Origin of the sequence: Streptomyces crystallinus (genome assembly GCF_039521265.1) — a bacterium.
In the GTDB taxonomy this organism is placed as follows: Bacteria; Actinomycetota; Actinomycetes; order Streptomycetales; family Streptomycetaceae; genus Streptomyces; species Streptomyces crystallinus.
In genome coordinates, this window is the sequence record NZ_BAAACA010000025.1 from 77454 (window position 1) to 101274 (window position 23821).

The 23821-nt window shown below is 71.8% G+C and carries 23 protein-coding genes and 2 tRNA genes; 17 read left to right on the forward strand and 8 right to left on the reverse strand.

Going from position 1 to position 23821, the window contains the following annotated elements:
• The first annotated feature begins 62 nt into the window (after window positions 1–62).
• The 3 genes from ABD236_RS20420 to ABD236_RS20430 all read left to right on the forward strand — a co-directional run bounded on the left by ABD236_RS20420 (window position 63) and on the right by ABD236_RS20430 (window position 2072).
• A complete protein-coding gene (locus tag ABD236_RS20420; protein WP_344075227.1) occupies window positions 63–527 on the forward strand; it encodes a molybdenum cofactor biosynthesis protein MoaE in 465 nt (154 codons plus the stop codon).
• 177 nt (window positions 528–704) lie between these two features.
• On the forward strand, window positions 705–875 hold the full coding sequence (locus ABD236_RS20425) for a hypothetical protein (RefSeq protein ID WP_344075228.1): 171 nt from the start codon (window positions 705–707) through the stop codon (window positions 873–875).
• A 108-nt stretch (window positions 876–983) separates the two neighbouring features.
• Window positions 984–2072, forward strand: a complete 1089-nt coding sequence (locus ABD236_RS20430) for a YlbL family protein (RefSeq protein WP_344075229.1) — start codon at window positions 984–986, stop codon at window positions 2070–2072.
• Between the two features lie 37 nt (window positions 2073–2109).
• Here the strand turns inward: ABD236_RS20430 and ABD236_RS20435 are convergent, their stop codons facing one another.
• Window positions 2110–2676: a PPA1309 family protein gene (locus ABD236_RS20435; RefSeq protein WP_344075230.1), complete on the reverse strand. Its 567-nt coding sequence runs from the start codon at window positions 2674–2676 to the stop codon at window positions 2110–2112.
• 126 nt (window positions 2677–2802) lie between these two features.
• On the opposite strand from ABD236_RS20435, the gene ABD236_RS20440 reads away from it, so the two are divergent.
• From ABD236_RS20440 to ABD236_RS20455, 4 genes are all read left to right on the forward strand, one after another.
• Window positions 2803–5727 (forward strand): UPF0182 family membrane protein, encoded by a 2925-nt coding sequence (locus ABD236_RS20440; RefSeq protein ID WP_344075263.1) that lies wholly within the window; start codon window positions 2803–2805, stop codon window positions 5725–5727.
• 102 nt (window positions 5728–5829) lie between these two features.
• A tRNA-Met gene (locus tag ABD236_RS20445) sits at window positions 5830–5903 on the forward strand.
• 172 nt (window positions 5904–6075) lie between these two features.
• Complete coding sequence (locus ABD236_RS20450) at window positions 6076–7887, forward strand: SEL1-like repeat protein (protein ID WP_344075231.1); 1812 nt, start codon at window positions 6076–6078, stop codon at window positions 7885–7887.
• 136 nt (window positions 7888–8023) lie between these two features.
• Window positions 8024–8100, forward strand: a tRNA-Met gene (locus ABD236_RS20455).
• 160 nt (window positions 8101–8260) lie between these two features.
• Here the strand turns inward: ABD236_RS20455 and ABD236_RS20460 are convergent.
• Entirely contained in the window at window positions 8261–8677 is a 417-nt protein-coding gene (locus ABD236_RS20460) for a Fur family transcriptional regulator (protein WP_344075232.1), read from the reverse strand.
• A 127-nt stretch (window positions 8678–8804) separates the two neighbouring features.
• Here ABD236_RS20460 and ABD236_RS20465 point away from each other — a divergent pair, with 127 nt between their 5' ends.
• On the forward strand, window positions 8805–10274 hold the full coding sequence (locus ABD236_RS20465; RefSeq protein ID WP_344075233.1) for a catalase: 1470 nt from the start codon (window positions 8805–8807) through the stop codon (window positions 10272–10274).
• An 81-nt stretch (window positions 10275–10355) separates the two neighbouring features.
• On the opposite strand, the gene ABD236_RS20470 is transcribed toward ABD236_RS20465, so the two are convergent.
• On the reverse strand, window positions 10356–10757 hold the full coding sequence (locus tag ABD236_RS20470) for a CBS domain-containing protein (protein WP_190090052.1): 402 nt from the start codon (window positions 10755–10757) through the stop codon (window positions 10356–10358).
• 226 nt (window positions 10758–10983) lie between these two features.
• Window positions 10984–11784, reverse strand: coding sequence for a histidinol-phosphatase (gene hisN / locus ABD236_RS20475; protein WP_344075235.1), 801 nt, complete (start codon window positions 11782–11784; stop codon window positions 10984–10986).
• 152 nt (window positions 11785–11936) lie between these two features.
• Between hisN and ABD236_RS20480 the strand changes: the two genes are divergently transcribed.
• Window positions 11937–12575, forward strand: a complete 639-nt coding sequence (locus ABD236_RS20480; protein WP_344075237.1) for a TetR/AcrR family transcriptional regulator — start codon at window positions 11937–11939, stop codon at window positions 12573–12575.
• 34 nt (window positions 12576–12609) lie between these two features.
• Here ABD236_RS20480 and ABD236_RS20485 read toward each other — a convergent pair whose 3' ends face one another.
• The 4 genes from ABD236_RS20485 to ABD236_RS20500 all read right to left on the reverse strand — a co-directional run bounded on the left by ABD236_RS20485 (window position 12610) and on the right by ABD236_RS20500 (window position 16113).
• Window positions 12610–12933, reverse strand: coding sequence for a DMT family transporter (locus ABD236_RS20485; protein WP_344075238.1), 324 nt, complete (start codon window positions 12931–12933; stop codon window positions 12610–12612).
• 70 nt (window positions 12934–13003) lie between these two features.
• Window positions 13004–14017, reverse strand: coding sequence for a ribosome small subunit-dependent GTPase A (gene rsgA, locus ABD236_RS20490; RefSeq protein WP_344075239.1), 1014 nt, complete (start codon window positions 14015–14017; stop codon window positions 13004–13006).
• Window positions 14018–14032: 15 nt separating this feature from the next.
• Window positions 14033–15382: a 3-phosphoshikimate 1-carboxyvinyltransferase gene (aroA, locus tag ABD236_RS20495; protein WP_344075240.1), complete on the reverse strand. Its 1350-nt coding sequence runs from the start codon at window positions 15380–15382 to the stop codon at window positions 14033–14035.
• A 26-nt stretch (window positions 15383–15408) separates the two neighbouring features.
• The gene (locus ABD236_RS20500) at window positions 15409–16113 is read right to left on the reverse strand and encodes a M50 family metallopeptidase (RefSeq protein ID WP_344075241.1); all 705 of its coding nucleotides are present in this window, start codon (window positions 16111–16113) and stop codon (window positions 15409–15411) included.
• A gap of 50 nt (window positions 16114–16163) precedes the next feature.
• Between ABD236_RS20500 and ABD236_RS20505 the strand changes: the two genes are divergently transcribed.
• The 8 genes from ABD236_RS20505 to def all read left to right on the forward strand — a co-directional run bounded on the left by ABD236_RS20505 (window position 16164) and on the right by def (window position 23755).
• Window positions 16164–16985, forward strand: coding sequence for an SOS response-associated peptidase (locus ABD236_RS20505; protein ID WP_344075242.1), 822 nt, complete (start codon window positions 16164–16166; stop codon window positions 16983–16985).
• 263 nt (window positions 16986–17248) lie between these two features.
• Window positions 17249–17884, forward strand: coding sequence for an alpha/beta hydrolase family protein (locus ABD236_RS20510; protein WP_344075243.1), 636 nt, complete (start codon window positions 17249–17251; stop codon window positions 17882–17884).
• A gap of 239 nt (window positions 17885–18123) precedes the next feature.
• Window positions 18124–18768, forward strand: coding sequence for a sigma-70 family RNA polymerase sigma factor (locus ABD236_RS20515; protein WP_180357259.1), 645 nt, complete (start codon window positions 18124–18126; stop codon window positions 18766–18768).
• Window positions 18765–19058 carry a mycothiol system anti-sigma-R factor gene (gene rsrA, locus ABD236_RS20520; RefSeq protein WP_344075246.1) on the forward strand — a complete coding sequence of 98 codons (294 nt, stop codon included), beginning with the start codon at window positions 18765–18767 and terminating at the stop codon, window positions 19056–19058. Before ABD236_RS20515 ends, rsrA begins: the two co-directional genes overlap by 4 nt.
• A gap of 246 nt (window positions 19059–19304) precedes the next feature.
• Window positions 19305–20687 (forward strand): HD-GYP domain-containing protein, encoded by a 1383-nt coding sequence (locus ABD236_RS20525; protein WP_344075247.1) that lies wholly within the window; start codon window positions 19305–19307, stop codon window positions 20685–20687.
• Window positions 20684–21961, forward strand: a complete 1278-nt coding sequence (locus ABD236_RS20530; RefSeq protein ID WP_344075264.1) for an HD-GYP domain-containing protein — start codon at window positions 20684–20686, stop codon at window positions 21959–21961. Before ABD236_RS20525 ends, ABD236_RS20530 begins: the two co-directional genes overlap by 4 nt.
• A 113-nt stretch (window positions 21962–22074) precedes the next feature.
• Window positions 22075–23064, forward strand: coding sequence for a tetratricopeptide repeat protein (locus ABD236_RS20535; protein ID WP_188275983.1), 990 nt, complete (start codon window positions 22075–22077; stop codon window positions 23062–23064).
• A gap of 58 nt (window positions 23065–23122) precedes the next feature.
• Window positions 23123–23755 carry a peptide deformylase gene (gene def / locus ABD236_RS20540; protein ID WP_344075248.1) on the forward strand — a complete coding sequence of 211 codons (633 nt, stop codon included), beginning with the start codon at window positions 23123–23125 and terminating at the stop codon, window positions 23753–23755.
• The last annotated feature ends 66 nt before the right edge of the window (window positions 23756–23821 follow it).

Consider the following 23821-nt stretch of genomic DNA (forward strand, 5'->3'; position numbering starts at 1 on the left):
ACGTCGGTGACGGGGTGAAAGAGCTATACCGCGATGTCAGTGCGGTACGGCACGATGGGTCCATGGCACAGACCCACCCCGATCACCCCGGCGAGCAGGCGGCGGACGACCCAATCCGGCTGCTCGAGATCCGTGACACCCCGCTCTCCCTGGACGAGGTGTTCCGCGCCGTGGGCGACCCCTCGGCGGGCGGCACCGCCCTCTTCGTCGGCACCGTGCGCGACCACGACGGCGGCGCCGACGTCTCGGCGCTCGGGTACTCGTGCCATCCGACGGCCGAGGCGGAGATGCGCCGAGTGGCCGACAAGGTGGTCGCCGAGTTCCCGGTCCGCGCGCTGGCGGCCGTCCACCGGGTGGGCGAACTGGGCGTGGGCGATCTGGCGGTCGTCGTGGCGGTCTCCTGCGCGCACCGGGGCGAGGCCTTCGCGGCCTGCCGCAAGCTGATCGACGACCTGAAACACGAGGTCCCGATCTGGAAGCACCAGCGGTTCTCGGACGGCACGGACGAATGGGTCGGCGCCTGCTGACCCTTCCCGGCCGCCTCCAACGGGTGAACGGGCCGCCTGATCAGGGTGTCTGAAACCCTGTCGGGGGGATCCGCCCCGATTTGCGTAACCGCACCCCTGCCCCGAGCGTTGATCTCGCAGATGGTTAATCTGCTGATCTGTCAGTTGCGGTAGCTCATCTGGGGACGGGAGGACGGAATGGCTGCACTCACCTGGCTGCTGATTCCGCTTTTCGCTGCTGTCGGCGCGGCGATATGGGCGAGCTGGGCAGCCCGCAATCGTACGACCGGCGACATCGCGGAACTCGACGGCTACAGCCGGTTCCGCGAGGCCATGGAGAAGTCCCAGGCCGGAACCGAGCCCGCCTGACCTCCTTCGGCACCCTCCCCGCGCCCCTTTCGGTACGTGGCTGCCCACCCTCCTCGTACGGACCGGCCCCGGCGGTGCACTGACAGGCACGTCCCGTACTGTCGTTCCATGCCACGCCGCACCGCGACGATGCTCGCCTCCACCTTGATCCTGATCGCGCTGCTCTGCGCAGGCGTCCTCATCAAAGTGCCGTACTCGGAGATGTCGCCCGGCCCCACGGTGAACACCCTCGGCGAGGCGCGTGGCGAGCCCGTGCTGCAGATCTCCGGGCACAAGACCTACCCGACGACCGGCCACCTCAACATGACGACGGTCAGGGTCACCGGTGCGGACTACAAGATGAACCTCGTGGAGGCCGTCTACGGCTGGCTGGCCCACGACAACAAGGTCGTCCCGCACGACACGCTCTACCCGGACGGCAAGACCGAGGAGCAGTCCTCGCAGGAGAACGCCGAGGAGTTCAGCCAGTCCCAGGAGAGCGCCAAGGTCGCGGCCCTCAAGGAGCTGAAGATCCCGGTGAAGTCGCGGGTCGTGGTGGCGTCCGTGGTCAAGGCCAGCCCGGCCGAGAACAAGCTGCACGCGGGCGATGTGATCAGGTCCGTCGACGGCTCGCCGGTCAAGGAGCCGGGGGACGTGGCCAAGCTGGTCACCAAGCACCGCCCGGGCCAGAACGTCGTCTTCTCCGTCGTCCCGGCCAAGGACGCGGCCGCGGCCGAGAAGGCGGGCAAGGAGCCCGAGGGCGCCGAGAACGTCACGATCACCACCGAGAAGGCCAAGGACGGCGACCGGGCGATCGTCGGCATCCAGGCCGGGACCGACCACACCTTCCCGTTCTCCATCGACATCAAGCTCGCCGACGTCGGCGGCCCGAGCGCGGGGCTGATGTTCGCCCTCGGCATCGTCGACAAGCTGACGCCCGGCGATCTGACCGGCGGGAAGTTCATCGCCGGTACGGGGACGATCGACGACGCGGGCAAGGTCGGCCCGATCGGCGGCATCGAGATGAAGCTGATCGGTGCGCGCGGCGCGGGCGCCCGCTACTTCCTGACGCCCGCGGAGAACTGCGCGGCGGCCGCCTCGGACACGCCCGGTGGGCTGACCCTGGTGAAGGTCTCCACCATCGACGACGCGACCAAGGCACTGGAGAAGATCCGCAAGGGGGACACGGCCGGTCTGCCGAGCTGCTCGGCGAAGTGACCGGCCGCGCCCCACGCGCGCGTGACGCGGTACCGGGTCAGTCGGCGAAGGTCGCGGCCAGCGCCTCGGCGAGGCCCGGGACCAGGCCGGCGCCGGTGAGCACCTCGGTCGGCGAGTCCTTCTCGCGCAGCCGTACGGCCGAGTCGCGGGCGCCGTCGCGCAGCACCGCCACGGTCATCCGGACCTCCTGGCGGTCGGGGTGCTTGGCCACCCACTTCGCCAGCTGCTTGTCGTTCATGCCCTCGGGCACGGACGCCTCGGCCGACGGCGGCAGCATCAGCCGCTCCACGGTCAGCGCGCAGCCGACCACCGCGTCCGGCCAGGCGATGGTGCCGAGGAACTCGTCGAGCGCCTGGCCGGCCGGGATCTCGTCCTGCTCGATCGGGGTCAGCGGGGCGGCCGTGTCGCCCTGGTCGAGGCCGAGCTGGGCGGCGAGTCCCGGCTCCTGGGTACGGAGCTTGGCGGTGTCGACGAGGGCGAACAGCCGGGCCGGCTGGTCCCAGCCGAGACCGGCGGCGTACTCGTCGATTTCCAGCACTGCGCGGGTGAGGGGGCTCGCGGCCATCGGGGGGCCGGAGGGGGAAACGTTGGACATGACCAACATCCTGCCCTCTTTCACCCCCGGATCGGGAACTGAGTAAAGCCTCAGTAAGTTGCATGAGTGGGCTCTACGATCGCGGGGCCTGCTCAATCGACAGCGAACTTCGAGGTGCGCACCTTGGCTTTCCAGATGCCGGACCGCGGCGGAGGCCCGTCCGGGCCACGGATCAGAGTCGGCCGGCCGTCCCGCCGGGTCCGGACCCTGCTCATGACACTGGGCATCCTGGCCATGCTGGCCATGGTGTTCGTCATGTTCGCCGGGTTCTGGACGGACTGGCTCTGGTACCGCTCGGTGCACTATTCGTCCGTCTTCACCACCACCCTGTGGACCAAGATCGGCCTGTTCTCGTTCTTCGGCGTGCTGATGGCCGTGGCCGTCGGGCTGAACATCTGGCTGGCCCACCGGCTGCGGCCGCCGCTCAGCGCGATGTCGCTGGAGCAGCAGAGCCTGGACCGCTACCGGATGGGCATCGCCCCGTTCAAGAAGTGGCTGCTCCTGGGCATCACCGCGCTCGTCGGCCTGATCGCCGGCGCCTCCGCCTCCGGGCAGTGGCGCACCTGGCTGCTGTGGGTCAACGGGGTGCCGTTCGGGCAGAAGGACCCCCAGTTCCACCTGGACGTGTCGTTCTACGCCTTCGACCTGCCCTGGTACCGGTTCCTGGTCGGCTTCGGCTTCGCGGCGACCGTCCTCTCCCTGATCGCCGCCGCCCTCACGCACTATCTGTACGGCGGACTGCGGATCACCAGCCCCGGCGCGCGCGCCACGGGCGCCGCCACCGGGCACCTGTCGGTGCTGCTCGGCGTCTTCGTCGCCCTGAAGGCCGTGGCGTACTGGCTGGACAGGTATGGCCTGGCGGTGAAGTCCAGCGACTTCAAGGCCAGCAGCAACTGGACGGGCCTGCGGTATGTGGACGCCAACGCCTATCTCCCGGCGAAGACGATCCTCTTCTGCATCGCGGTCATCTGCGCGCTGCTCTTCTTCGCGACGCTGTGGCGCCGCACCTGGCAGCTGCCGGTGATCGGCTTCGGTCTGATGGTCCTCTCGGCGATCCTGATCGGCGGGCTCTACCCGGCGATCGTGCAGAAGTTCCAGGTCCAGCCGAACGAGCAGGCCAAGGAAGCGCCGTACATCCAGAAGAACATCGACGCCACGCGCATGGCGTACGGCATCGACAAGACCGAGGTCGACGACTACAAGGGGACGACGGCCGCGGAGGACAACGCCAAGCTGCGTTCCGACGCGGACACGGCCGCCAGCTACCGGCTGATCGACCCCAACGTGGTCACGCCCGCGTTCCAGCAGCTCCAGCAGGAGCGCAAGTACTACCAGTTCGCCGTACCGCTGGACGTGGACCGCTACACGGACAAGAACGGCAAGGAGCAGGACACGGTCGTCGGTCTGCGCGAGCTGAACCTCAACGGGATCGACAAGCGCAACTGGATCAACGACCACTTCACCTACACCCACGGCTACGGCATGATCGCGGCCAAGGGCACCAGCGTGGACTCCACGGGCTCCCCGGACTTCACCGAGTCCGGACTGCCCACCAAGGGCCAGTTCGACAAGGACCAGTACGAGCAGCGGATCTACTACGGCGAGAAGACCGAGCAGTACTCGATCGTCGGCGGTCCGCAGAAGGAGCTCGACTACGAGGCCGAGGGCAAGGGCCAGAAGACCACGAGCTTCCAGGGCAAGGGCGGCGTCAGCCTCTCCAACCCCTTCAACCGCGCGGCCTACGCGGTGGCCTTCAGCGAGCCGCAGATCCTGTACTCGGGAGCCATCGGCGAGGGCTCGAAGATCCTCTACAACCGCACCCCGAAGCAGCGCGTGGAGGCGGTCGCCCCCTGGCTGACCATCGACGGCGACCCGTACCCGGCCAAGATCGGCAAGCGGATCCAGTGGGTGGTGGACGCCTACACCACGACCAACGGCTACCCCTACGCCTCGCGCACGACGCTGGGTGAGACCACGGCCGACTCGCTGACCACCCGCCAGCGCGCGGTCGTGGCCCAGCAGAACCAGGTCAACTACATCCGCAACTCGGTCAAGGCCACCGTCGACGCGTACGACGGCACGGTCACGCTGTACCAGTGGGACACCAAGGACCCGGTCCTCAAGACCTGGATGAAGGCGTTCCCGGGCACGGTGAAGGCGAAGGCCGACATCCCCGAGGAGCTGCTGGCCCATCTGCGCTACCCGCAGGACATGTTCAAGGTCCAGCGCGAGCTGCTGACGCGGTACCACGTCACCGACCCGGTGCAGTTCTACAGCGGCAGTGACGCCTGGCAGGTGCCGGACGACCCGACCAACAAGGACGGCGTCGCGGTCCCGCCGTACTACCTGTCGATGAAGATGCCGGGCGCCGAGAAGCAGGGCAACAAGTTCTCCCTGACCACGACGTTCACGCCGAACGGACGGCCCAACCTGGGCGGGTTCATGGCGATCGACGCGGACGCGGCCAGCAAGGACTACGGCACGATCAGACTGCTCAGGGTCACGGACAACGTCCAGGGCCCGCAGCAGGTGCAGAGCAAGCTGAACGGTCTGCCGGAGGTCGCCGAGTTCGTACGGAACCTGCGCGGCAGCGACTCCGAGATCGACTACGGCAATCTGCTGACCGTGCCGCTCGGCGGCGGGTTCCTGTACATCGAGCCGGTGTACGCGCGCGGTGGCTCCGCCAACTACCCGCTCCTGAAGAAGGTCGGCGTCTCCTACGGGGACAAGACCGTCTTCAAGGACACCCTGGCGCAGGCGCTGAACGCGGTCTTCGGAGTCGACGGGGCCGAACCGCCGCCTCCGGCCAAGCCGCCGACGGACACCACCAAGCCGCCGTCCACCGGGACGAACGCCACGGTGGAGCAGGCCATCAAGGACGCCCAGAAGGCGTACGACGACGGCCAGAAGGCGTTGCAGAAGGGCGACTTCGCGGCGTACGGCAAGGCCCAGCAGGAGCTTCAGGCGGCGCTCCAGCGGGCCGCCGACGCCGAGGCGAAGGCGAAGGGGTCCTCGGGAGGCGCCGCGGCCGGCGGCTCCACCGGGGGAGGGGGCGGCTGACCACCGGCCCGGGCTCTGACCGGCGATGATGCCGGTCAGAGCCCGGGCGGCCGGTAATCCGGTCGGGCTCCGTTCCGCGTCGTGATACGTTGTATTCACCGACGCGGGGTGGAGCAGCTCGGTAGCTCGCTGGGCTCATAACCCAGAGGTCGCAGGTTCAAATCCTGTCCCCGCTACTCACCGACGAGGGCCCGGATCCATCAGGATCCGGGCCCTCGTCGATTTGCGCTGTCCGGATGTACCCCTGCTGCGTTTGGCTTATCTCTCTGTGGGCATGTCGACAAAACGCTGAAGTGACCTCACTGGCTGCGGTATACCAGGTGTACGCGGGTAGCGGGTGGTGCGACGATGGTATTTATGGGGGACAGGGCAACTCTGTTGGAGACAGGGCGGTTTGCGCAGATGCGCTCCGATGACGCCGCCGATGCCGAGACCGAGGCACGGCACCGGCGTGCTGCCGACAGCGGCGACGCCGCGTCCATGAGCGTTCTCGGATCCCTGCTGCTGCGCCGCGGCGACCTCGACAGCGCCGAGCCCTATCTGCGCGGCGCGACCGCGGAGGGCGACCGGGCCGCGGCCAACAACCTGGGCGTCCTGCTGCACCAGCGCGGATACGCGGACGAGGCGGCCGGCTGGTGGCGTATCGCCGCCGTCGCGGGCTCCGCCGCCGCCGCGCACGCGCTGGGCCGGCACTACCGCGAGCGCGGCGACGAGCCGGCCGCCGAGTACTGGCTGCGCCAGTCCGCCGAGCAGGGCCACGCGCTGGGGGCGTACGCCCTGGCCGACCTGCTGGAGCACCGCAGCGACGTGGGCGCCGAGCGCTGGCTGCGCGCCGCCGCGGAGCAGGGCCACCGGGAGGCCGCCTACCGCCTCGCCCGGCTGATCGACCAGCGCGGCGAGCGCGAGGGAGAGCCTGACATCGCTGTCGAGGCCGAGCCGGACACCGAGGCCAGGAGCGCCGAGGCGGAGCAGTGGTACCGCCAGGCCGCCGCGCGCGGCCACCGGCGCGCCGCGCTGCACCTCGGGGCGATCCTGGAGAAGCGCGGCGAGCTGAAGGAGGCCGGGCGCTGGTACCTCACCTCGGCCAAGGACGGCGAGGCCAAGGCCGCCTGCGCGCTCGGCTTCCTGCTCAAGGACGCGGGCGACGAGGAGAGCGCGGCCGTGTGGTGGCTGCGGGCCGCCCAGGACGGCGACGGCAACGCCGCCAACGCGCTCGGCGCGCTGCACGCGGCCCGGGGCGAGACGCAGACCGCCGAGCGCTGGTACCGCGCCGCGATGGACGCCGGGGACGACAACGGGGCGTACAACCTGGCGCTGCTCTGCGCCGCCCAGGAGCGGACGGCGCAGGCCGAGCAGTGGTACCGGCGCGCGGCCTACGCGGGCCACCGCGAGGCGGCCAACGCGCTCGCCGTACTGCTGCTCCAGGCCGGCGACGCGACCGGCGCCGAGCCGTGGTTCTCCAAGGCGGCCGAGGCGGGCAGCGTCGACGCGGCCTTCAACCTGGGCATCCTCTTCGCCAGCCGGGACGAGGACCGCGCCGCGCTGAAGTGGTACGAGCGGGCGGCCGCGGCCGGGCACACCGAGGCGGCCCTCCAGGTCGGCATGGCGCTGCTCAGGGACGGCGAGGAGGCCGCCGCCGAGCGGCATCTGCGGTGCGCGGCGGGCGGCGGCAGCGCGGAGGCGGCGTTCCGCCTCGCCACCGTGCTCGACGCGCGCCAGCCGCCGCCGGGCGCGCCGGTGCTCGGCGAGCCGGTGGCCGAGAAGACGGAGTGCGAGGAGTGGTACGAGCGGGCCGCCGCCCAGGGGCACCGGCGCGCCCAGGTGCGGGTGGGCATGCTCGCGGCGGCGCGGGGCGACCAGGAGGGCGCGGCGCGCTGGTACCGGGAGGCGGCCGAGGCGGGCAGCCGCAACGGCGCCTTCAACCTCGGGCTGCTGCTCGCCCGCGAGGGCCGCGAGCGCGAGGCCGCCCTGTGGTGGACCCGGGCCGCCAACGCCGGGCACGGCCGGGCCGCGCTGCGGCTCGCGCTGCTCGCCGCGCGGTGCGGGGAGCTGGCGGAGGGCCAGCGCTGGTGCGCGCGGGCGGTGGAGCTGGGACCCGCCGAGGTGGCGGAGCGGGCGGCGCGGCTGCGCGAGGCGCTGCACCAGGAGCTGACGGCGTAGGCGCCGCGTAGGCGGGGGGTGCGTCAGAGCGCCGCTCTCCTGAAGCGGGTGTCGCAGGCGTAGGCGCCGCGCAAGCCGGGGTGCGCCGATCGGGTTTGCGCTGCTCTGCGGGGTGACGTACTGTTGTGTTCACCGACGCGGGGTGGAGCAGCTCGGTAGCTCGCTGGGCTCATAACCCAGAGGTCGCAGGTTCAAATCCTGTCCCCGCTACCAAGTATTCAGGGCCTGGATCCGAATGGATCCGGGCCCTGTTTCGTATGTCCGTGCGGCCCGGTGGGTGGTTTGTGCCCACCCGTTCCGCCCTTTGCGGAACGCATGCCCACAAACCACCGGGGGACGGAAGGTGCGGCGTGATCGCGTCCCGCCGGCCGCCCTAGGCCTTCGCGCAGTCCGGGCAGATGCCCCGGTACGTGACCTCGACATCCGACACGGTGAACCCGAACCGTTCCGCCGCGGGCAGATCCGCCAGCGGGTTCCCGGTCGGGTGGACGTCCCGGATCGCCCCGCACAGGGCGCACACCAGGTGCTGGTGGGGCTGGTGCGCGTTCGGGTCGTACCGCTTCGCGCGCCGGTCCGTGGAGACCTCGATGACCTCACCGAGGGTCACCATCTCGCCCAGCGTGTTGTAGACGGTCGCGCGCGAGATCTCCGGCAGCTTCGCCACCGCGCGCGCGTGGACCTCGTCCGCCGTCAGATGCATGTGGTCGCCGTCGAGGACCTCGGCCACGACGCGCCGCTGTGCGGTCATGCGCCAGCCACGGCCGCGAAGTCGTTCCAGGAGGTCACTCATGGGAGCCAGCCTAACAGTCGGGGGAGTCGAATCCCGAACGGGTGTGACTTTGGATGGGCGCTTGACTTAGACAGTGTCCATTGTAGGATCGGAACCGGCATACGCCAAGGGACAGGACTCGCAGGGAATGACGCAGGAGGCGCACGTGACGCAGGGACCGCTCACCACGGAGGCCGGTGCGCCGGTGGCCGACAACCAGAACAGCGAGACCGCCGGGTTCGGCGGCCCGGTGCTCCTCCAGGACCAGTCGCTCCTGGAGAAGCTCGCGCACTTCAACCGGGAGCGCATCCCGGAGCGCATAGTCCACGCGCGCGGTGCGGGTGCGTACGGCACGTTCACGGTGACCCGGGACGTCACGCAGTGGACGCGGGCGAAGTTCCTCTCCGAGGTCGGCAAGCAGACCGAGACGTTCCTGCGCTTCTCCACCGTGGCCGGCAACCTCGGCTCGGCCGACGCCGTGCGCGACCCGCGCGGCTTCGCGCTGAAGTTCTACACGGAGGAGGGGAACTACGACCTGGTCGGCAACAACACGCCCGTCTTCTTCATCCGGGACGCCATCAAGTTCCCCGACTTCATCCACACCCAGAAGCGCGACCCGTACACGGGCTCCCAGGAGGCCGACAACGTCTGGGACTTCTGGGGTCTGAGCCCCGAGTCGACGCACCAGGTCACCTGGCTCTTCGGCGACCGCGGCATCCCGGCCACGCTGCGCCACATGAACGGGTACGGCTCGCACACGTACCAGTGGAACAACGAGGCGGGCGAGGTCTTCTGGGTCAAGTACCACTTCAAGACCGACCAGGGGATCAAGAACCTCACCCAGGCCGAGGCCAACAAGCTCGCCGGTGAGGACCCCGACAGCCACCAGCGCGACCTGCGCGAGGCCATCGAGCGCGGCGACTTCCCGAGCTGGACCGTGCAGGTCCAGATCATGCCGGCGGCGGACGCGGCGACCTACCGCTTCAACCCGTTCGACCTCACCAAGGTGTGGCCGCACGCGGACTACCCGCCGATCGAGATCGGCAAGCTGGAGCTCAACCGCAACCCGGAGAACATCTTCGCCGAGGTCGAGCAGTCGGTCTTCAGCCCGGCGCACTTCGTGCCCGGCATCGGCCCGTCCCCGGACAAGATGCTCCAGGGCCGCCTCTTCGCGTACGGCGACGCGCACCGCTACCGCGTCGGCATCAACGCCGACCACCTGCCGGTGAACCGCCCGCACGCCACCGAGGCGCGCACCAACTCCCGCGACGGCTACCTCTACGACGGCCGCCACAAGGGCGCGAAGAACTACGAGCCGAACAGCTTCGGCGGCCCGCAGCAGACCGGCCGCCCGCTGTGGCAGCCGGTCCCGGTCGCCGACGCGACGGGCAACCACCCGACCCCGCTGCACGCCGAGGACGACGACTTCGTCCAGGCGGGCAACCTCTACCGGCTCTACTCGGAGGACGAGAAGACCCGGCTGATCGAGAACCTGTCCGGCTTCATCGCCAAGGTCTCGCGCGACGACATCGCCGAGCGCGCGATCGAGAACTTCCGCAAGGCGGACGAGGACTTCGGCAAGCGGCTGGAGGCCGCGGTCCAGGCCCTGCGCGGCTGAACAGCACTGGATCGCTTGCCGTAGGCAGTCAGAGGGCCGGTTCCCCGCGGGGAGCCGGCCCTCTGCGCATGCCGGGGCGGCTCAGCCCACCAGTTCGGCCGGGTGGCGGCGGGTGGGGGCCCAGCAGCGGATGATGTCGCGGACCGAGACCACGCCGACCGGCCCGGCCCCGTCGAGGACGATCAGATGGCGGAAGCCGCCGTGCGACATCGCGTCGGCGGCCTCGTCCAGGGTCCAGCCCGGCGCCGCGAACACGACGTCGGTGGTGGTGTGGGTGCTCGCGGTCTCCCGGTCCGGGTCCTGGCCCTGGCCGAGGGAGTTGAGGATGTCGCGCTCGGTGAGGATGCCGAGCCCGCTGGTGTCGGGGTCGAGGACGACGGCCGCTCCGACGCGGCGCGCGGCCATCAGCCGGGCCGCCTGGCGGAGGGTGTGCGCGGGTCCGATGGTGAGGACCACCGTGCTCATGGCGTCACGGACGAGCATGGATGGAGCCACCTCCTTGGTGAACCCCCGTGGCCCCGTACGGGAGTACGGGGAACGAGAACGGATTCACAAGTTCACAAGTGGGGGGACTCCTAGAGTCGCACCACGGCGGGCGCGTCAACAAGGGGGTGGTAGAGGCCAGTTGAGGGGCGCGTAAAAGTACGAACCACGCCCCTCTCGCGCCCCAGCGGCCGGGCCGAGCCGGACCGCGACCGGCGGCGGTTTCTCAGTCCGCCGTGCCCACGTGGTTCAACAGCTCGTCGTGGAGCAGGCCGTTGGAGGCCGCCGCGTTGCCGCTGTGCGGGCCCTCCTGGCCGTCCAGACCCGTGAAGACGCCACCCGCCTCCTGCACCACGATCACGTTCGCGGCCATGTCCCACAGCGACAGCTCCGGCTCGGCGCAGATGTCCACCGACCCCTCGGCGACCATCATGTACGGCCAGAAGTCGCCGTACGCGCGCGTGCGCCAGCACGCCCGGGTCAGATCCAGGAAGTCGTCCAGCTTGCCGCGCTCCTCCCAGCCGCTCAGCGAGGAGTACGCGAACGAGGCGTCCGCGAGCCGGGAGACGCTGGAGACCCGCAGCCTGCTCGCCTGCGACAGACTGCGGCCGGTGTAGGCGCCATGCCCCTTCGCCGCCCACCAGCGCCGGTTGAGCGCGGGCGCCGACACCACGCCGACCACCGGCCGGTAGCCGCCCTCGCCCGCCTCCATCAGCGCGATCAGCGTCGCCCAGACCGGTACTCCGCGCACATAGTTCTTCGTCCCGTCGATCGGGTCGATCACCCAGCGGCGCGGACCCGTGCCCTCCAGGCCGTACTCCTCGCCCAGGATCGCGTCCCGCGGCCGTGCCCGCTGGAGGTGGCCGCGGATCAGCTCCTCGGCGGCCTTGTCGGCCTCGCTCACCGGCGTCATGTCCGGCTTGGTCTCGACCTTGAGGTCGAGCGCCTTGAACCGGTCCATCGTGGCGGCGTCGGCGGCGTCCGCGAGGACGTGGGCGAGACGCAGATCATCGTGGTAGTCGGGCATGGCCACCACCGTATCGACCAGCACCTCCGGCGACCACATGGCCCGGGATGCGGACGGCCCGGCGCGGCCGTACCGCCCGCCACGGCTATTGACAGTGCGGGGGCGCCCGTCAACTCTGAGGACGGCCCGCTCGCACGGCCCTGGGAGGCGCGATGCCCACAGCGCGGGAAGCCCTACTGGACGCCGCACTCTCGGCGCTCACCGCACGGCCCTGGTCGGCGGTGCGGATGGTGGACGTCGCCTCGGCCGCGGGGGTGTCCCGGCAGACGCTCTACAACGAGTTCGGCAGCAAGGACGGGCTGGCCCGCGCGCTGGTGCGGCGCGAGGCCGACGTCTATCTGCGCGGGGTCGACCGGGTCCTCGCCGAGCGGGTGGCGGCGGCCGACCGGCTGGTCGCGCTCGCCGAGTGGACCGTGCGCTCGGCCCGTACCAGCGCGCTGATCCGGGCGCTGCTCACCGGCTGCTGGGGAGAGCGGCTGCCCGCCCCACGCGCCCGCCGCACGCTGGGCGCGCACTCTCCCGTACCGGCGCAACGGCGCGCGGACGCAGGGGTTCCGGGGCCGTCGGAGCTGGTGGCGACGGTACGGGACCGCTCGCTCGCGGTGCTGGAGAAGGAGCTGCCCGCCGTGGAGCCGGTGGAGCTCGCGCGCTGCTGCGAGACGGTGGTGCGGCTCGCCCTGTCCTATGTGCTGGCGCCGGATCCGGGGCCGCCGGGAGTCTCCGGCGCCGGCGGGCACGCGGCCCATGTGCGGGCGGTGCTGGCCCGTGCGGCGATCCGGTCGGTGTCCTGAACCAGGGCTCGCGGCGGTGCGCAGGCCCCGTTGCTCAGTGCGCCGAGCCCGAGATCTGAAGGCCGATCACGCCCACGATCACCAGCGAGATCGACACCAGTTTCAGCGTGGAGACCACGTCGTCCAGGAAGACCATGCCGTAGATCGCGGTGCCCGCCGCGCCGATGCCGGTCCACACCGCGTACGCCGGACCCACGTCCAGCTTGCGCAGGGAGAGGGTCAGCAGGCCGAACGAGCCGAGCGCGAAGGCCGCGAAGGCGATGGTCGGGGCGATCCGGGTGAAGCCGTGCGACAGTTTCAGACAGACGGCGAACCCCGTCTCCAGGATTCCGGCGACCACCACCAGCAGCCACGCCATGTCCAAGCCCTCCCGCAACGCATAGGTGACTGCTCGTCAACGCTAGACGCGATTATGCACTCGGCGCCGGTCAGTCGCCCTCGTGGCGCTCCCGGGTGGCCAGCAGCCGGCGCAGCGAGTAGAGCCGGGCCGGGTCGGCGTGCCCCTGCTCGACCCAGGCGTCCAGCGCGCAGTCCGGCTCGTCGTGGCTGCACGCGCGCGGGCAGTTCTCGGTGCCGGGCACCAGATCGGGGAAGGCCAGGATCACCCGGGACGGGTCCACGTGGTGCAGGCCGAACGACCGGACGCCAGGGGTGTCGATCACCCAGCCGCCGTTGCTGCTCGCCAGCGGGAGCGCCAGCGCCGAGGTGGTGGTGTGCCGGCCGCGGCCGGTGACCGCGTTGACATGGCCGGTGACCCGCCGCCGGTCCTCCGGGACCAGGGCGTTGACCAGCGTCGTCTTGCCCACGCCGGAGTGGCCGACGAACGCGGTGACCTTGCCGTCCAGGTGCGCGCGCACCCGCTCGGCCGCGCCGCCGCCGTAGAGCTCCTCGCGCGAGGTCACCACGTGCGGGACGCCGAGCGTCCCGTACATCTCCAGCAGGTCGTCCGCCGGGGCCAGGTCCGACTTGGTGAGCACCAGCAGCGGCGAGAGCCCCGCGTCGTACGCGGCGACCAGACAGCGGTCGATCATCCGCGGGCGCGGCTCGGGGTCCGCCAGCGCCGTGACGATCGCCAGCTGGTCGGCGTTGGCGACGATCACCCGCTCGAACGGGTCGTCGTCGTCCGCCGTGCGGCGCAGCACCGAACTGCGCTCCTGGATGCGCACGATGCGCGCCAGCGTGTCCTTGTCGCCCGAGAGATCGCCGACGATCATCACCCGGTCGCCCACCACCGCGGCCTTGCGGCCCAGCTCGCGGGCCTTCATCGCGGTGACCGTACGGTCCTCGACGAGACAGGTCAGCCGTCCCCGGTCCACGGTGAGGACCATGCCCTCCGAGGCGTCCTCGTGCTTGGGGCGGATGTTGGTGCGGGGACGGTTGCCCTTGCGGTTGGGGCGGACCCGGATGTCGTCCTCGTCGGGGTTCTTGCCGTAGCGGCGCATCTGCTCAGGCCCCGCTCAGTTTCCGGCCCCGGTCAGCATGTCGGTCCACATCCGCGGGAAGTCGGGCAGGGTCTTGGCGGTCGTCGCCACGTTCTCGATCTGGACGCCCTCCACGGCGAGGCCGATGATCGAGCCGGCCGTCGCCATCCGGTGGTCGTCGTACGTGTGGAAGATGCCGCCGTGCAGCCGGCGCGGGCGGATGTGCAGCCCGTCGGCGGTCTCGGTGACATCGCCGCCGAGCTCGTTGATCTCCTTGGTGAGCGCGGCCAGCCGGTCCGTCTCGTGCAGCCGCAGATGCGCGACGCCGCGCAGGGTGGAGGGCGAGTCGGCGAGCGCCGCGACCGCCGCGATGCCCGGGGTGAGCTCGCCGACCTCGCTCAGGTCCACGTCGATGCCGTGGATCGAGCCGGAGCCGGTGAAGACCAGGCCCCGCTCGGTGAGCTCGCAGGAACCGCCCATCTCGGTGAAGATCCGCCGCAGCTGGTCGCCCGGCTGGGTGGTGCGCTCGGGCCAGTCCGGGATGGTCACCTTGCCGCCGGTGATCAGGGCGGCGGCCAGGAACGGCTGGGCGTTGGACAGGTCCGGCTCGACGGTCAGATCGCGGCCGAGCAGCGCGGACGGCGAGACCCGCCACACGTTCGGCTCGCCGCCGGTCTCGGGTTCGTCCACCTGCGCCCCGACCGAGCGCAGCATGTCGACCGTCATCCGGATGTGCGGCATGGAGGGCAGGGTGGCGCCGGTGTGCCGCACCTCCACGCCCTGGTTGAAGCGGGGCGCGGAGAGCAGCAGGGCGGAGACGAACTGGGACGAGGAGGACGCGTCGATCCGGACCCGGCCGCCGTCGAGGGCGCCGCCGCCGTGCACGGTCAGCGGGAGCGCGCCCCGGCCGTCGTCGTCGATCCGGGCGCCGAGCGCGCGCAGCGCGTCGATCACACCGTTCAGCGGCCGTTCGTAGGAGCGGGGGTCGCCGTCGAAGCGGATGGGGCCGTCGGCCAGCGCGGCGACGGGGGGCAGGAAGCGCATCACCGTACCGGCGTTGCCCACGTCGATCGTGGCGGGGCCGTGCAAACCGGCCGGGATGACCCGCCAGGCCTCGCCGGAGGCGTCGGGGCCCCCCGCGACGGAGGAGCTCGACGACACGGTCTCCTCGATGCCCACGCCGAGGGCGCGCAGCGCCTCGGCCATCAGCAGGGTGTCGCGGGAGCGCAGCGGGCGGCGCAGCCAGCCGGGCTCGGCGGCCAGGGAGGCCAGCACCAGCGCCCGGTTGGTGACCGATTTCGATCCGGGCACGGTGACCGTCGCGTCGACGGCTCCGCTAGCGACGGGGGCGGGCCAGAGGGCGGGGTGCACGGGCGTTTCGGTCATGGCCCTCACTTTAGTGGGGGACGAACCTAGAGTCCGAGCAGCCACCGTCCGCCGCCGATGAGCGAGCAGATCGAGACGGCGTGGAAGAGGAAGAGCCAGAGCGCCGGTGGTACGGAGGTGAGCCGCGCCAGCTGGTCGGCGTCGGAGTCCCCGCTGTTGTGCCTGCGGCGCTTGGCCTGGAGCTCGAAGGCCGGCCGTACGCCCCCCAGCAGCAGGAACCACACCACCGCGTACGCGAACGCCGACTGCACATCGGGCGAGGTCAGCCAGGACACCAGCAGGAAGGCGGCGCCGCTGAGGACCACGGTGAGCACGCCGTACGCGTTGCGGATCATCACCAGCATCGCCAGCAGCAGGGCGGTGGCGAGCCAGAGCAGCAGGGTGACGTGGTGGGCGGCGAGCAGCCAGGCGCCGCCGAGGCCGAGCAGCGGGGGAGCGGTGTAGCCCGCGGCGGCGGTCAGGATCATGCCGAGGCCGGTCGGGCGGCCCCGGCTCACGGTGAGGCCGCTGGTGTCCGAGTGCAGCCGGATCCCGTCGAGGCGGCGGCCCGTGAGCAGCGCGACCAGGCCGTGGCCGCCCTCGTGGGCGATGGTGATCGCGTTGCGGGACAGCCGCCAGACGCCGTGCGGGAGTACGGCGGCGAGGGCGGCCACCGCGGTGACGACGACCAGCCACTGGGCGGGTGCGGCCTGGGTGCCGAAGATGTGCAGGTCGGGCATTTCGTCGGCCATTTCCGGGACGGCTCCTCTTTCGTCGGCTGCCGCGTGGCAGGGTTGCGGTCATGTGTGGGAGGTATGCGGCGAGTCGTGGCCCCGAGGATCTCGCGGCCGTCTTCGAGATAGAGAAGTGGGACCCCGATCCGGGCGAGGCACTGGCCCCCGACTGGAACGTGGCCCCGACCAAAGAGGTCTACGCGGTCCTGGAGCGCCCACTGAAAGACGCGGACGACCGCCGTCCGGTTCGCCAGCTGCGCAAGCTGCGGTGGGGCCTGGTGCCGTCCTGGGCGAAATCGCCGGACGGGGCGGCGCGGATGATCAACGCGCGGGCGGAGACGGTCCACGAGAAGCCCTCCTTCCGGCGGCCCTTCGCGGCCCGCCGCTGCATCATTCCGGCGGACGGGTACTACGAGTGGGTCACGGGCGTGGACGAGCGCGATCTGGAGGTCGAGGGGAGGAAGAAGCGGCCGCGCAAGCAGCCGTACTTCATCTCGCGGGCCGACGGTTCGGTGCTGGCCATGGCCGGGCTGTACGAGTTCTGGCGGGACCGGACGCTGCCGGAGGACCACCCGGGGGCGTGGTGGGCGACGTGTTCGGTGATCACGACGGAGGCGGAGACGGGGCCGCTGGGGGTGGCCCCCGAGGAGGGCCCGTCCTCTCTCCACTCGATCCATCCCCGGATGCCGCTGATGCTGCCGCCGTCCCGGTGGGATGCGTGGCTGTCGCCGCAGACGACGGAGGTGGAGGAGCTCCGGGGGCTGCTGGCCCCGCCGCCGGAGGGGTTGATGCGGGCGTACGCGGTGTCGACGGCGGTCAGCAATGTGCGCAACAACGGGCCGGAGCTGTTGAAGGAACTGGCGGGGCCGGAGGAGGCCACGCTGTTCTAGGCGGCCGGAGGCGACTTCCCCGGGGGCTGCGCCCCCGGACCCCCTGCTTCCTTCGCGTTCGTCTGCGGGCCGGTGGGCGGCTGGTCGCGCAGTTCCCCGCGCCCCTAACTACCTAGGGGCGCGGGGAACTGCGCGAGAAGCGGCCACGGCCCGCAGGGAAAGACGGGGTTCGGGGGCGTAGCCCCGGCAGTACCCGCTCGGCCGCCCGCCAGAGGGCTTTCGGGAAGGGGCGGGGTGGGGGCTTCGACCGGCAGGATGGCCGTGTGAACCGCCACGAGCTCATCCAGACACCCGCCGGGGACGCCCGGATCACCTGGCACCGCGCCAAGGACCCGGCGCTGGTCCTCGCCCTGAGCCACGGCGCCGGCGGCGGCGTCGACGCCCGCGATCTCGTCGCGCTCGCCACCGCCCTCCCCCCGCTCGGCATCGACGTCGCCCTCGTGGAGCAGCCCTGGCGTGTCGCCGGGAAGAAGGTGGCGCCCGCGCCGAAGACGCTCGACGCGGGGTGGCGGGCCGTGTGGCCCGCCGTCGCGGAGCGCGGTCTGCCGGTCGTCGCCGGCGGCCGCAGCGCCGGAGCCCGCGTCGCCTGCCGCACCGCCGCCGAGCTCGGCGCGCACGCCGTGCTCGCGCTGAGCTTCCCGCTGCACCCGCCCGGCAAGCCCGAGAAGTCCCGCGCCGAGGAGCTGCTGGGAACCGGTGTGCCCACCCTCGTCGTCCAGGGCGGAAACGATCCCTTCGGGAAGCCGGAGGAGTTCCCCGAGGGGGACCACCGGCTCGTGGAAGTGCCCTTCGCGGATCACGGGTTCGCCGTGCCCAAGCGGGCCCCGCTCACCCAGGACGACGCCCTCGGCGTCATCACCGACGGCGTCGGGCCGTGGCTGCGCGCCCTGCGGGAATGACACGTACGGGCCCGCTGTTGTGACGGACGTAAACATCGGCAGGGCCGGTATTTCGTGGAGAGGGAGTCCGTCGCATGGGTTCGACCATCTGCCCCAGCCGCTCGCACGCCGCTGACCTGGAGTGGACCGTGCTGACGGCGGCCAAGAACGCTCCTATTCGAGCGGCGGGCGGACCGGATCGTCGTCTATCCTCCGATTCGAGCGGGTCCAGCTTCGGACTCGCCACACCGTTCGAGGAGGTGGGTCCGGTCACAGGGACCGACGACGGCCACGTGGAAGAGTCGACCGCCGAGCGAAACGCGCGCTTCGAGCGGGATGCCCTCGGCTACCTCGACCAGATGTACTCGGCCGCGCTGCGCATGACGCGCAACCCCGCGGACGCCGAGGACCTGGTGCAGGAGACCTATGCGAAGGCGTACGGATCCTTCCACCAGTTCCGGGAGGGGACGAACCTCAAGGCTTGGCTCTACCGGATCCTCACCAACACGTTCATCAACTCGTACCGGAAGAAGCAGCGCGAACCCCAGCGCAGCGCCGCCGAGGAGATCGAGGACTGGCAGCTCGCGCGCGCCGAGTCGCACATGTCGACCGGACTGCGGTCGGCCGAGTCGCAGGCGCTGGACCACCTGCCCGACTCCGACGTGAAGGAAGCCCTCCAGGCGATCCCCGAGGAGTTCCGTATCGCCGTGTATCTGGCGGACGTAGAGGGCTTTGCGTACAAGGAGATCGCGGACATCATGGGTACACCCATCGGTACGGTGATGTCCCGGCTGCACCGGGGCCGCCGCCAACTGCGCGGAATGCTGGAGGACTACGCCCGTGACCGCGGGCTCGTCCCGGCCGGCGCCGGCGAGTCGGACGAAGCGAAAGGCTCGGGCTCATGAGCTGCGGAGAGCCGCACGAGACGGACTGCTCTGAGGTCCTGGACCACCTCTACGAGTTCCTCGACCACGAGATGCCCGACAGCGACTGCGACAAGTTCGAGGTGCATTTTGAGGAGTGCTCGCCGTGCCTGGAGAAGTACGGGCTCGAACAGGCCGTGAAGAAGCTGGTGAAGCGGTGCTGCGGGTCGGACGACGTCCCTGCCGACCTGCGCTCCAAGGTCATGGGCCGGATCGACCTGATCAGGTCGGGCCAGGCCGTGCCCGACCAGGACATCGTCACCGAGGGCTGAGCCGGGCGCGGTTCAGCGCGCACTGCCGGAGGAGGGCCGCAACCACGGGGTGCGGCCCTTTTTCCTGCCCTGGGGTCCTGTTTTCCGGGCCAAGGGCCGTGCGGGCCAGGTCCTTTGGGCACCCGAAGCTTCTGTCACTCGAAGGTGCTAATCCGGCGGGACCTAAACGGTTCAATCCGACAATGCGCCTACTCGCCGTCCCGCGCGGGCCTATCCTCCCGATCCGGAGCAGGAGGGAGGCGTGTCATGGACGGACCGGAGCGGCGGACCCTGCCCTGGGGGGCGCGCGTCGTTCTCTCGGGCGCTGTCGTGGCCGCCGGGGCGTGCGTGTTACCGGTGACGCGCACGGGCGTCCCCTGGGGCGCGTTCGGGCTGCTCGCCGGTCTCTACGCGCTCTGTGAGTGGCCCGCGCGCTGCCCCTTCCTGCGCGGCCGGGTCACCGTCCCCACCGGCTCCGGCTCCTTCTTCCCCGTCCTGCTCGCCGCCGCGTTCCTGCTGCCCCCGGCCGCCGCCGCGCTGGTCGCCGTCCCCGGCGCGCTCCTCGCCCCGGTCGAGCAGGAGCCCCGGTCCATACGCCGCCTCTGGCGCGCCGCCGAGCTGGCGCTCGCCGTGGGCGCCGCCGCCGGGGTGCACGAGCGGCTCGGCGGGCGCGCCGCGCTCGGCGGCACCCGGGCGGCGCTGGCCCCCGACTTCCCGTACGTGCTGCTGCCCGCCGGGGCCGCCGCGCTGGTCTTCTGCGCGGTCCTGGCCGCCCTCGACGGCTTGATCCTGTGGACCGCCGAGCGGCTGCCCGCCCGTACCGCCTGGCGGGGGCTGCTGCTGCGCTCCCTGGCCCCGTACTGCGTGCACGGCCTCGCCGGGCTGATGATGGCGGTGCTCTGGCGCAGCCCCTACGGCCCGCCCGCCGCCCTGCTGGTGCTGCTGCCGATGTACGTCTCGTGCTGGGTCTTCGCCCAGTACCACCGCGAGCACGCCGCCCACCAGGCCACCATCCGCGCCCTGGTGCAGGCCGTCGACATCAAGGACACCTACACCCGCGGCCACAGCGAGCGCGTCGGCCTCGCCTCCGTCCTGATCGCCAGGGAACTCGGCATGGAGGAGAGCCGGCTCGAAGTGCTGCGGTTCGCCGGGATCCTGCACGACGTGGGCAAGCTCGGGGTGCCCACCCGGCTGCTGCGCAAGGACGGGCCGCTCACCCCGCAGGAGCGCGCGGTGATCGAGCTGCACCCCGAGTACGGCCATGAGATGGTGCGCGGGATCGGCTTCCTCGGCGAGGCGCGCGCCGCGATCCTGCACCACCACGAGCGCCTCGACGGCAGCGGCTACCCCTACGGTCTGGCGGGCCCCCAGATCCCCGAGTTCGCCCGGGTGGTCGCGGTCGCCGACGCCTTCGACGCGATGACCTCCACCCGCTCCTACCGGCGCGCCCGCCCCGTCCAGGCGGCGGTCGAGGAGCTGGAGCGGTGCGCCGGGCGCCAGTTCGACCCCGCGATGGTGCGGGCCCTGGTGCGGGCGCTCGACCGGCACGGCTGGCACCCCGCCGTGACGGCGGACGAGCCGGACCGGGGCGGCGGCGCGGGGCGCGGAAACGTCTCGGCGTGCGACGCCGCCCCGGCCGGGCACGCATGAGCCCCGTACGGGCCTTCGCGGTGCCGTTCACCGTCGCCGGGGTGTACGGGGCCGCCGCAGCCCTCACCGCCTGGGCACTGGCCGCCACCCTGTGGACCGGGGTCGTGGAGCCCGGGGTGGCGCTCGCCTTCGGGGCCCTGGTGGCGGTCGGCGAGCTGGCCCGCTGGGGGGACCGGGCCGGTGAGGAACCGGCGCGCGAGTCCGCGCCGCTCGGCTCGGCGGGCGCCCTCGCGTACGCCCTGCTCGGCCAGAACGCCGGGCGCGCCACCCACCACGGCGTCCTCCAGTCCGTCGCCGTCGTGCTGGCCGCCGCGCTGGTCGGCGCCGTGCCGCACGTGGCGCTGGGCCGCGGGCCCAGCCTGGACCAGATGGCCCGGCGGGTGCTGACCGTCGCCTTCGCCGCCGCCTGCTTCCAGCCGCTCTACAACTCCGGCACGCTCGGGCTGTGGGTCGGGCACGGCCCGTACTACGCGCTCTTCCTGCTCCTCGTCCTGGTGCTCACCGCGCTGTGCGACGCGGTGCTCGCCGCCGCGCTGCTGCGGGCCCGCACCTCCTTCCCGTACGGCCCGCTGCTCCGCGACGAGCTGCGGGCGCTGCTCGGGGTGGGCTCGGCGGTCTGCGCCACCGGGGCCGTCATCGCGCTGGCGGTCGCCGTGGCGGGGCTGTGGGCGCTACCGCTGTTCTGCGTCCCGCTGCTCCTCACCCAGCTGGCGTTCCGGCGGTACGCGGCGGTGCGCACCACCTACCGGCAGACCATCACCTCGCTCGCCCGCGCCACCGAGATCGCCGGGTACACCCCGCCGGGCCACGCCCGCCGCGTCGCGGTGCTCAGCCGGGCCGTCGGGCGCGAGCTGGGGCTCTCCGAGTCCGAGCTGACCGTCCTGGAGTACGCGGCCCTGATGCACGACATCGGGCAGCTCTCGCTGGTGGACCCGGTGCCCGCCGGGGCCACCGCGCCGCTGCCCGGCGCCGAGCAGCGCCGGATAGCGCTGCTCGGCGGGGCCGTGGTGCGCCAGACCGGGGTGCCCGCCGAGGTCGCGGTGATCGTGGAGCGGCAGGCCGACCCGTACCGCGAGCAGCCGCTGCCCGCCCGGATCGTGCGCACCGTCAACGCCTACGACGACCTGGCGGGCGCCCCCGGCGGACCCCAGAGCTCGCTGAGCGCCCTGGAGCAGCTGCGGCTGGGGACCGGCCGGGACTACCAGCCCGAGGTCGTGGAATCGCTCGCACGCGTCCTGGCCAGGGGCTGTCTGACCCTGGTGGCACCTGGGTAACCCAGGAGTAATGAGCGGCCTTCCGGCCGGGCATGGTTGGATGCGAAAGAACCCAGAAAACTGGGAGACCGAAGACCGGCTCGGAGGCAGGTCGGTCTGGGCAGGCGGGAATCGTGAGGATCTTCGGCAAGGGACGGCACCGGCCCTCCGCCTCGTGGCGGCAGGCCACGGACCGTGCGTTCACGCTGATCGGCGACGGCCGGTACGAGGACGCCGGCGCGCTGCTGACGCGCGCGGCGGACCTGGAACCGTGGCTCTCCGAGTCCTGGTTCAACCTGGCGCTGCTGCACAAGTTCCGGCACGACTGGGAGCAGGCGCGGGCCGCCGGGCTGCGGGCCGTGGCGCTGCTCGACAAGGAGACCGGGGCCCCCGACTGGTGGAACGTCGGGATCGCCGCCACCGCGCTTCAGGACTGGCCGCTGGCCCGCCGCGCCTGGCAGGCGTACGGACTGAAGGTGCGCGGCTACCAGGAGACCGCCACCGGCACCGGCGAGCCGTCCGGGATGGAGCTGGGCAGCGCGGCCGTGCGGCTCTCGCCCGAGGGCGAGGCCGAGGTGGTGTGGGGGCGCAGGCTGGACCCGGCGCGGATCGAGGTGCTGTCGATCCCGCTGCCGTCCTCCGGGCGGCGCTGGGGCGAGGTGGTCCTGCACGACGGGGTGCCGCACGGCGAGCGCACGGTCGCGGCCGGGCCCTCCTTCCCCGTCTTCGACGAGATCGAGCTGTGGGCGCCCTCGCCGGTGCCGACCTGGGTGGTGCTCCTGGAGGCCGCCACCGAGGCCGACCGGGACGCGCTTGAGCGGCTCGCGGCCGACGCGGGCTTCGCCGCCGAGGACTGGTCGTCCTCGGTGCGGCTGCTGTGCCGGGCCTGCTCGGAGTCGCGGATGCCCAGCGACGAGGGCGACGGCGAGCACCTGGACCCGCACGACCACAGCGAGCCGGGCCACCCGGGCCCGCTGGGCCACCGCACGGCCGGTGACCTGTGGGTGCCCGAGCGCGAGTGCGGGATCGCGGCCCCGCCCGGCCTGGTGCGCGGGCTGCTCGACGGCTGGGTGGCGGACAGCCCCGACAGCCGGGAGTGGCGGGATCTCGAAGAAGTCTGCTGAGGGTGCCCGTAGGCTGTACGGGATCGGAACCGGCTTTTCAGGAAGGCTTACGGCGGACATGTCGCAGCAGGAGACGGACCAGCAGGTCGAGAACGACGGGTTCGTCGTCGACACGGAGGACTGCGAGGAGCGCGAGACCGCGTACCGCGAGCGGGGCACGTCCCGGCCGATCACGGTCGTCGGCAACCCGGTGCTGCACAAGGAGTGCAAGGACGTCACCGAGTTCGGCGACGAGCTCGCCGCGCTGATCGACGACATGTTCGCCAGCCAGCGCACCGCCGAGGGCGTGGGCCTGGCCGCCAACCAGATCGGTGTCGACCTCAAGGTCTTCGTCTACGACTGCATGGACGACGAGGGCGTGCGCCACGTCGGCGTCGTGTGCAACCCGGTCCTGGAGGAGCTGCCGGCCGACCGTCGCGTCCTGGACGAGTCCAACGAGGGCTGCCTCTCGGTCCCGACCGCCTACGCCGAGCTCGCCCGCCCGGACTACGCGGTGGTCCGCGGCCAGGACGCCCAGGGCAACCCGATCCGGGTCCAGGGCACGGGCTACTTCGCGCGCTGCCTCCAGCACGAGACGGACCACCTGTACGGGCGCCTGTACATCGACCGCCTGTCGAAGCGGGACCGCAAGGACGCGTTGCGTCAGATGGCGGAGAACAGCCCGCGGTACGAGGTTGTGCCGAACGACTGATTCCCGGACGCCGGGAGTACGTGAGGGGCCCCGCACCTTGCTGGTGCGGGGCCCCTTCGTCGTTCG

Coding starts and splice junctions, on each gene's coding strand:
- rsgA (WP_344075239.1), bottom strand. CDS start 14,017: ATGCGCCGCTACGGCAAGAACCCCGACGAGGACGACATCCGGGTCCGC.
- ABD236_RS20450 (WP_344075231.1), top strand. CDS start 6,076: ATGGTATTTATGGGGGACAGGGCAACTCTGTTGGAGACAGGGCGGTTT.
- ABD236_RS20425 (WP_344075228.1), top strand. CDS start 705: ATGGCTGCACTCACCTGGCTGCTGATTCCGCTTTTCGCTGCTGTCGGC.
- aroA (WP_344075240.1), bottom strand. CDS start 15,382: ATGACCGAAACGCCCGTGCACCCCGCCCTCTGGCCCGCCCCCGTCGCT.
- ABD236_RS20480 (WP_344075237.1), top strand. CDS start 11,937: ATGCCCACAGCGCGGGAAGCCCTACTGGACGCCGCACTCTCGGCGCTC.
- ABD236_RS20440 (WP_344075263.1), top strand. CDS start 2,803: ATGCCGGACCGCGGCGGAGGCCCGTCCGGGCCACGGATCAGAGTCGGC.
- ABD236_RS20530 (WP_344075264.1), top strand. CDS start 20,684: ATGAGCCCCGTACGGGCCTTCGCGGTGCCGTTCACCGTCGCCGGGGTG.
- ABD236_RS20430 (WP_344075229.1), top strand. CDS start 984: ATGCCACGCCGCACCGCGACGATGCTCGCCTCCACCTTGATCCTGATC.
- ABD236_RS20525 (WP_344075247.1), top strand. CDS start 19,305: ATGGACGGACCGGAGCGGCGGACCCTGCCCTGGGGGGCGCGCGTCGTT.
- ABD236_RS20460 (WP_344075232.1), bottom strand. CDS start 8,677: ATGAGTGACCTCCTGGAACGACTTCGCGGCCGTGGCTGGCGCATGACC.
- ABD236_RS20470 (WP_190090052.1), bottom strand. CDS start 10,757: ATGCTCGTCCGTGACGCCATGAGCACGGTGGTCCTCACCATCGGACCC.
- ABD236_RS20465 (WP_344075233.1), top strand. CDS start 8,805: ATGACGCAGGAGGCGCACGTGACGCAGGGACCGCTCACCACGGAGGCC.
- ABD236_RS20420 (WP_344075227.1), top strand. CDS start 63: ATGGCACAGACCCACCCCGATCACCCCGGCGAGCAGGCGGCGGACGAC.
- rsrA (WP_344075246.1), top strand. CDS start 18,765: ATGAGCTGCGGAGAGCCGCACGAGACGGACTGCTCTGAGGTCCTGGAC.
- ABD236_RS20500 (WP_344075241.1), bottom strand. CDS start 16,113: ATGGCCGACGAAATGCCCGACCTGCACATCTTCGGCACCCAGGCCGCA.
- ABD236_RS20485 (WP_344075238.1), bottom strand. CDS start 12,933: ATGGCGTGGCTGCTGGTGGTGGTCGCCGGAATCCTGGAGACGGGGTTC.
- def (WP_344075248.1), top strand. CDS start 23,123: ATGTCGCAGCAGGAGACGGACCAGCAGGTCGAGAACGACGGGTTCGTC.
- hisN (WP_344075235.1), bottom strand. CDS start 11,784: ATGCCCGACTACCACGATGATCTGCGTCTCGCCCACGTCCTCGCGGAC.
- ABD236_RS20435 (WP_344075230.1), bottom strand. CDS start 2,676: ATGTTGGTCATGTCCAACGTTTCCCCCTCCGGCCCCCCGATGGCCGCG.
- ABD236_RS20505 (WP_344075242.1), top strand. CDS start 16,164: ATGTGTGGGAGGTATGCGGCGAGTCGTGGCCCCGAGGATCTCGCGGCC.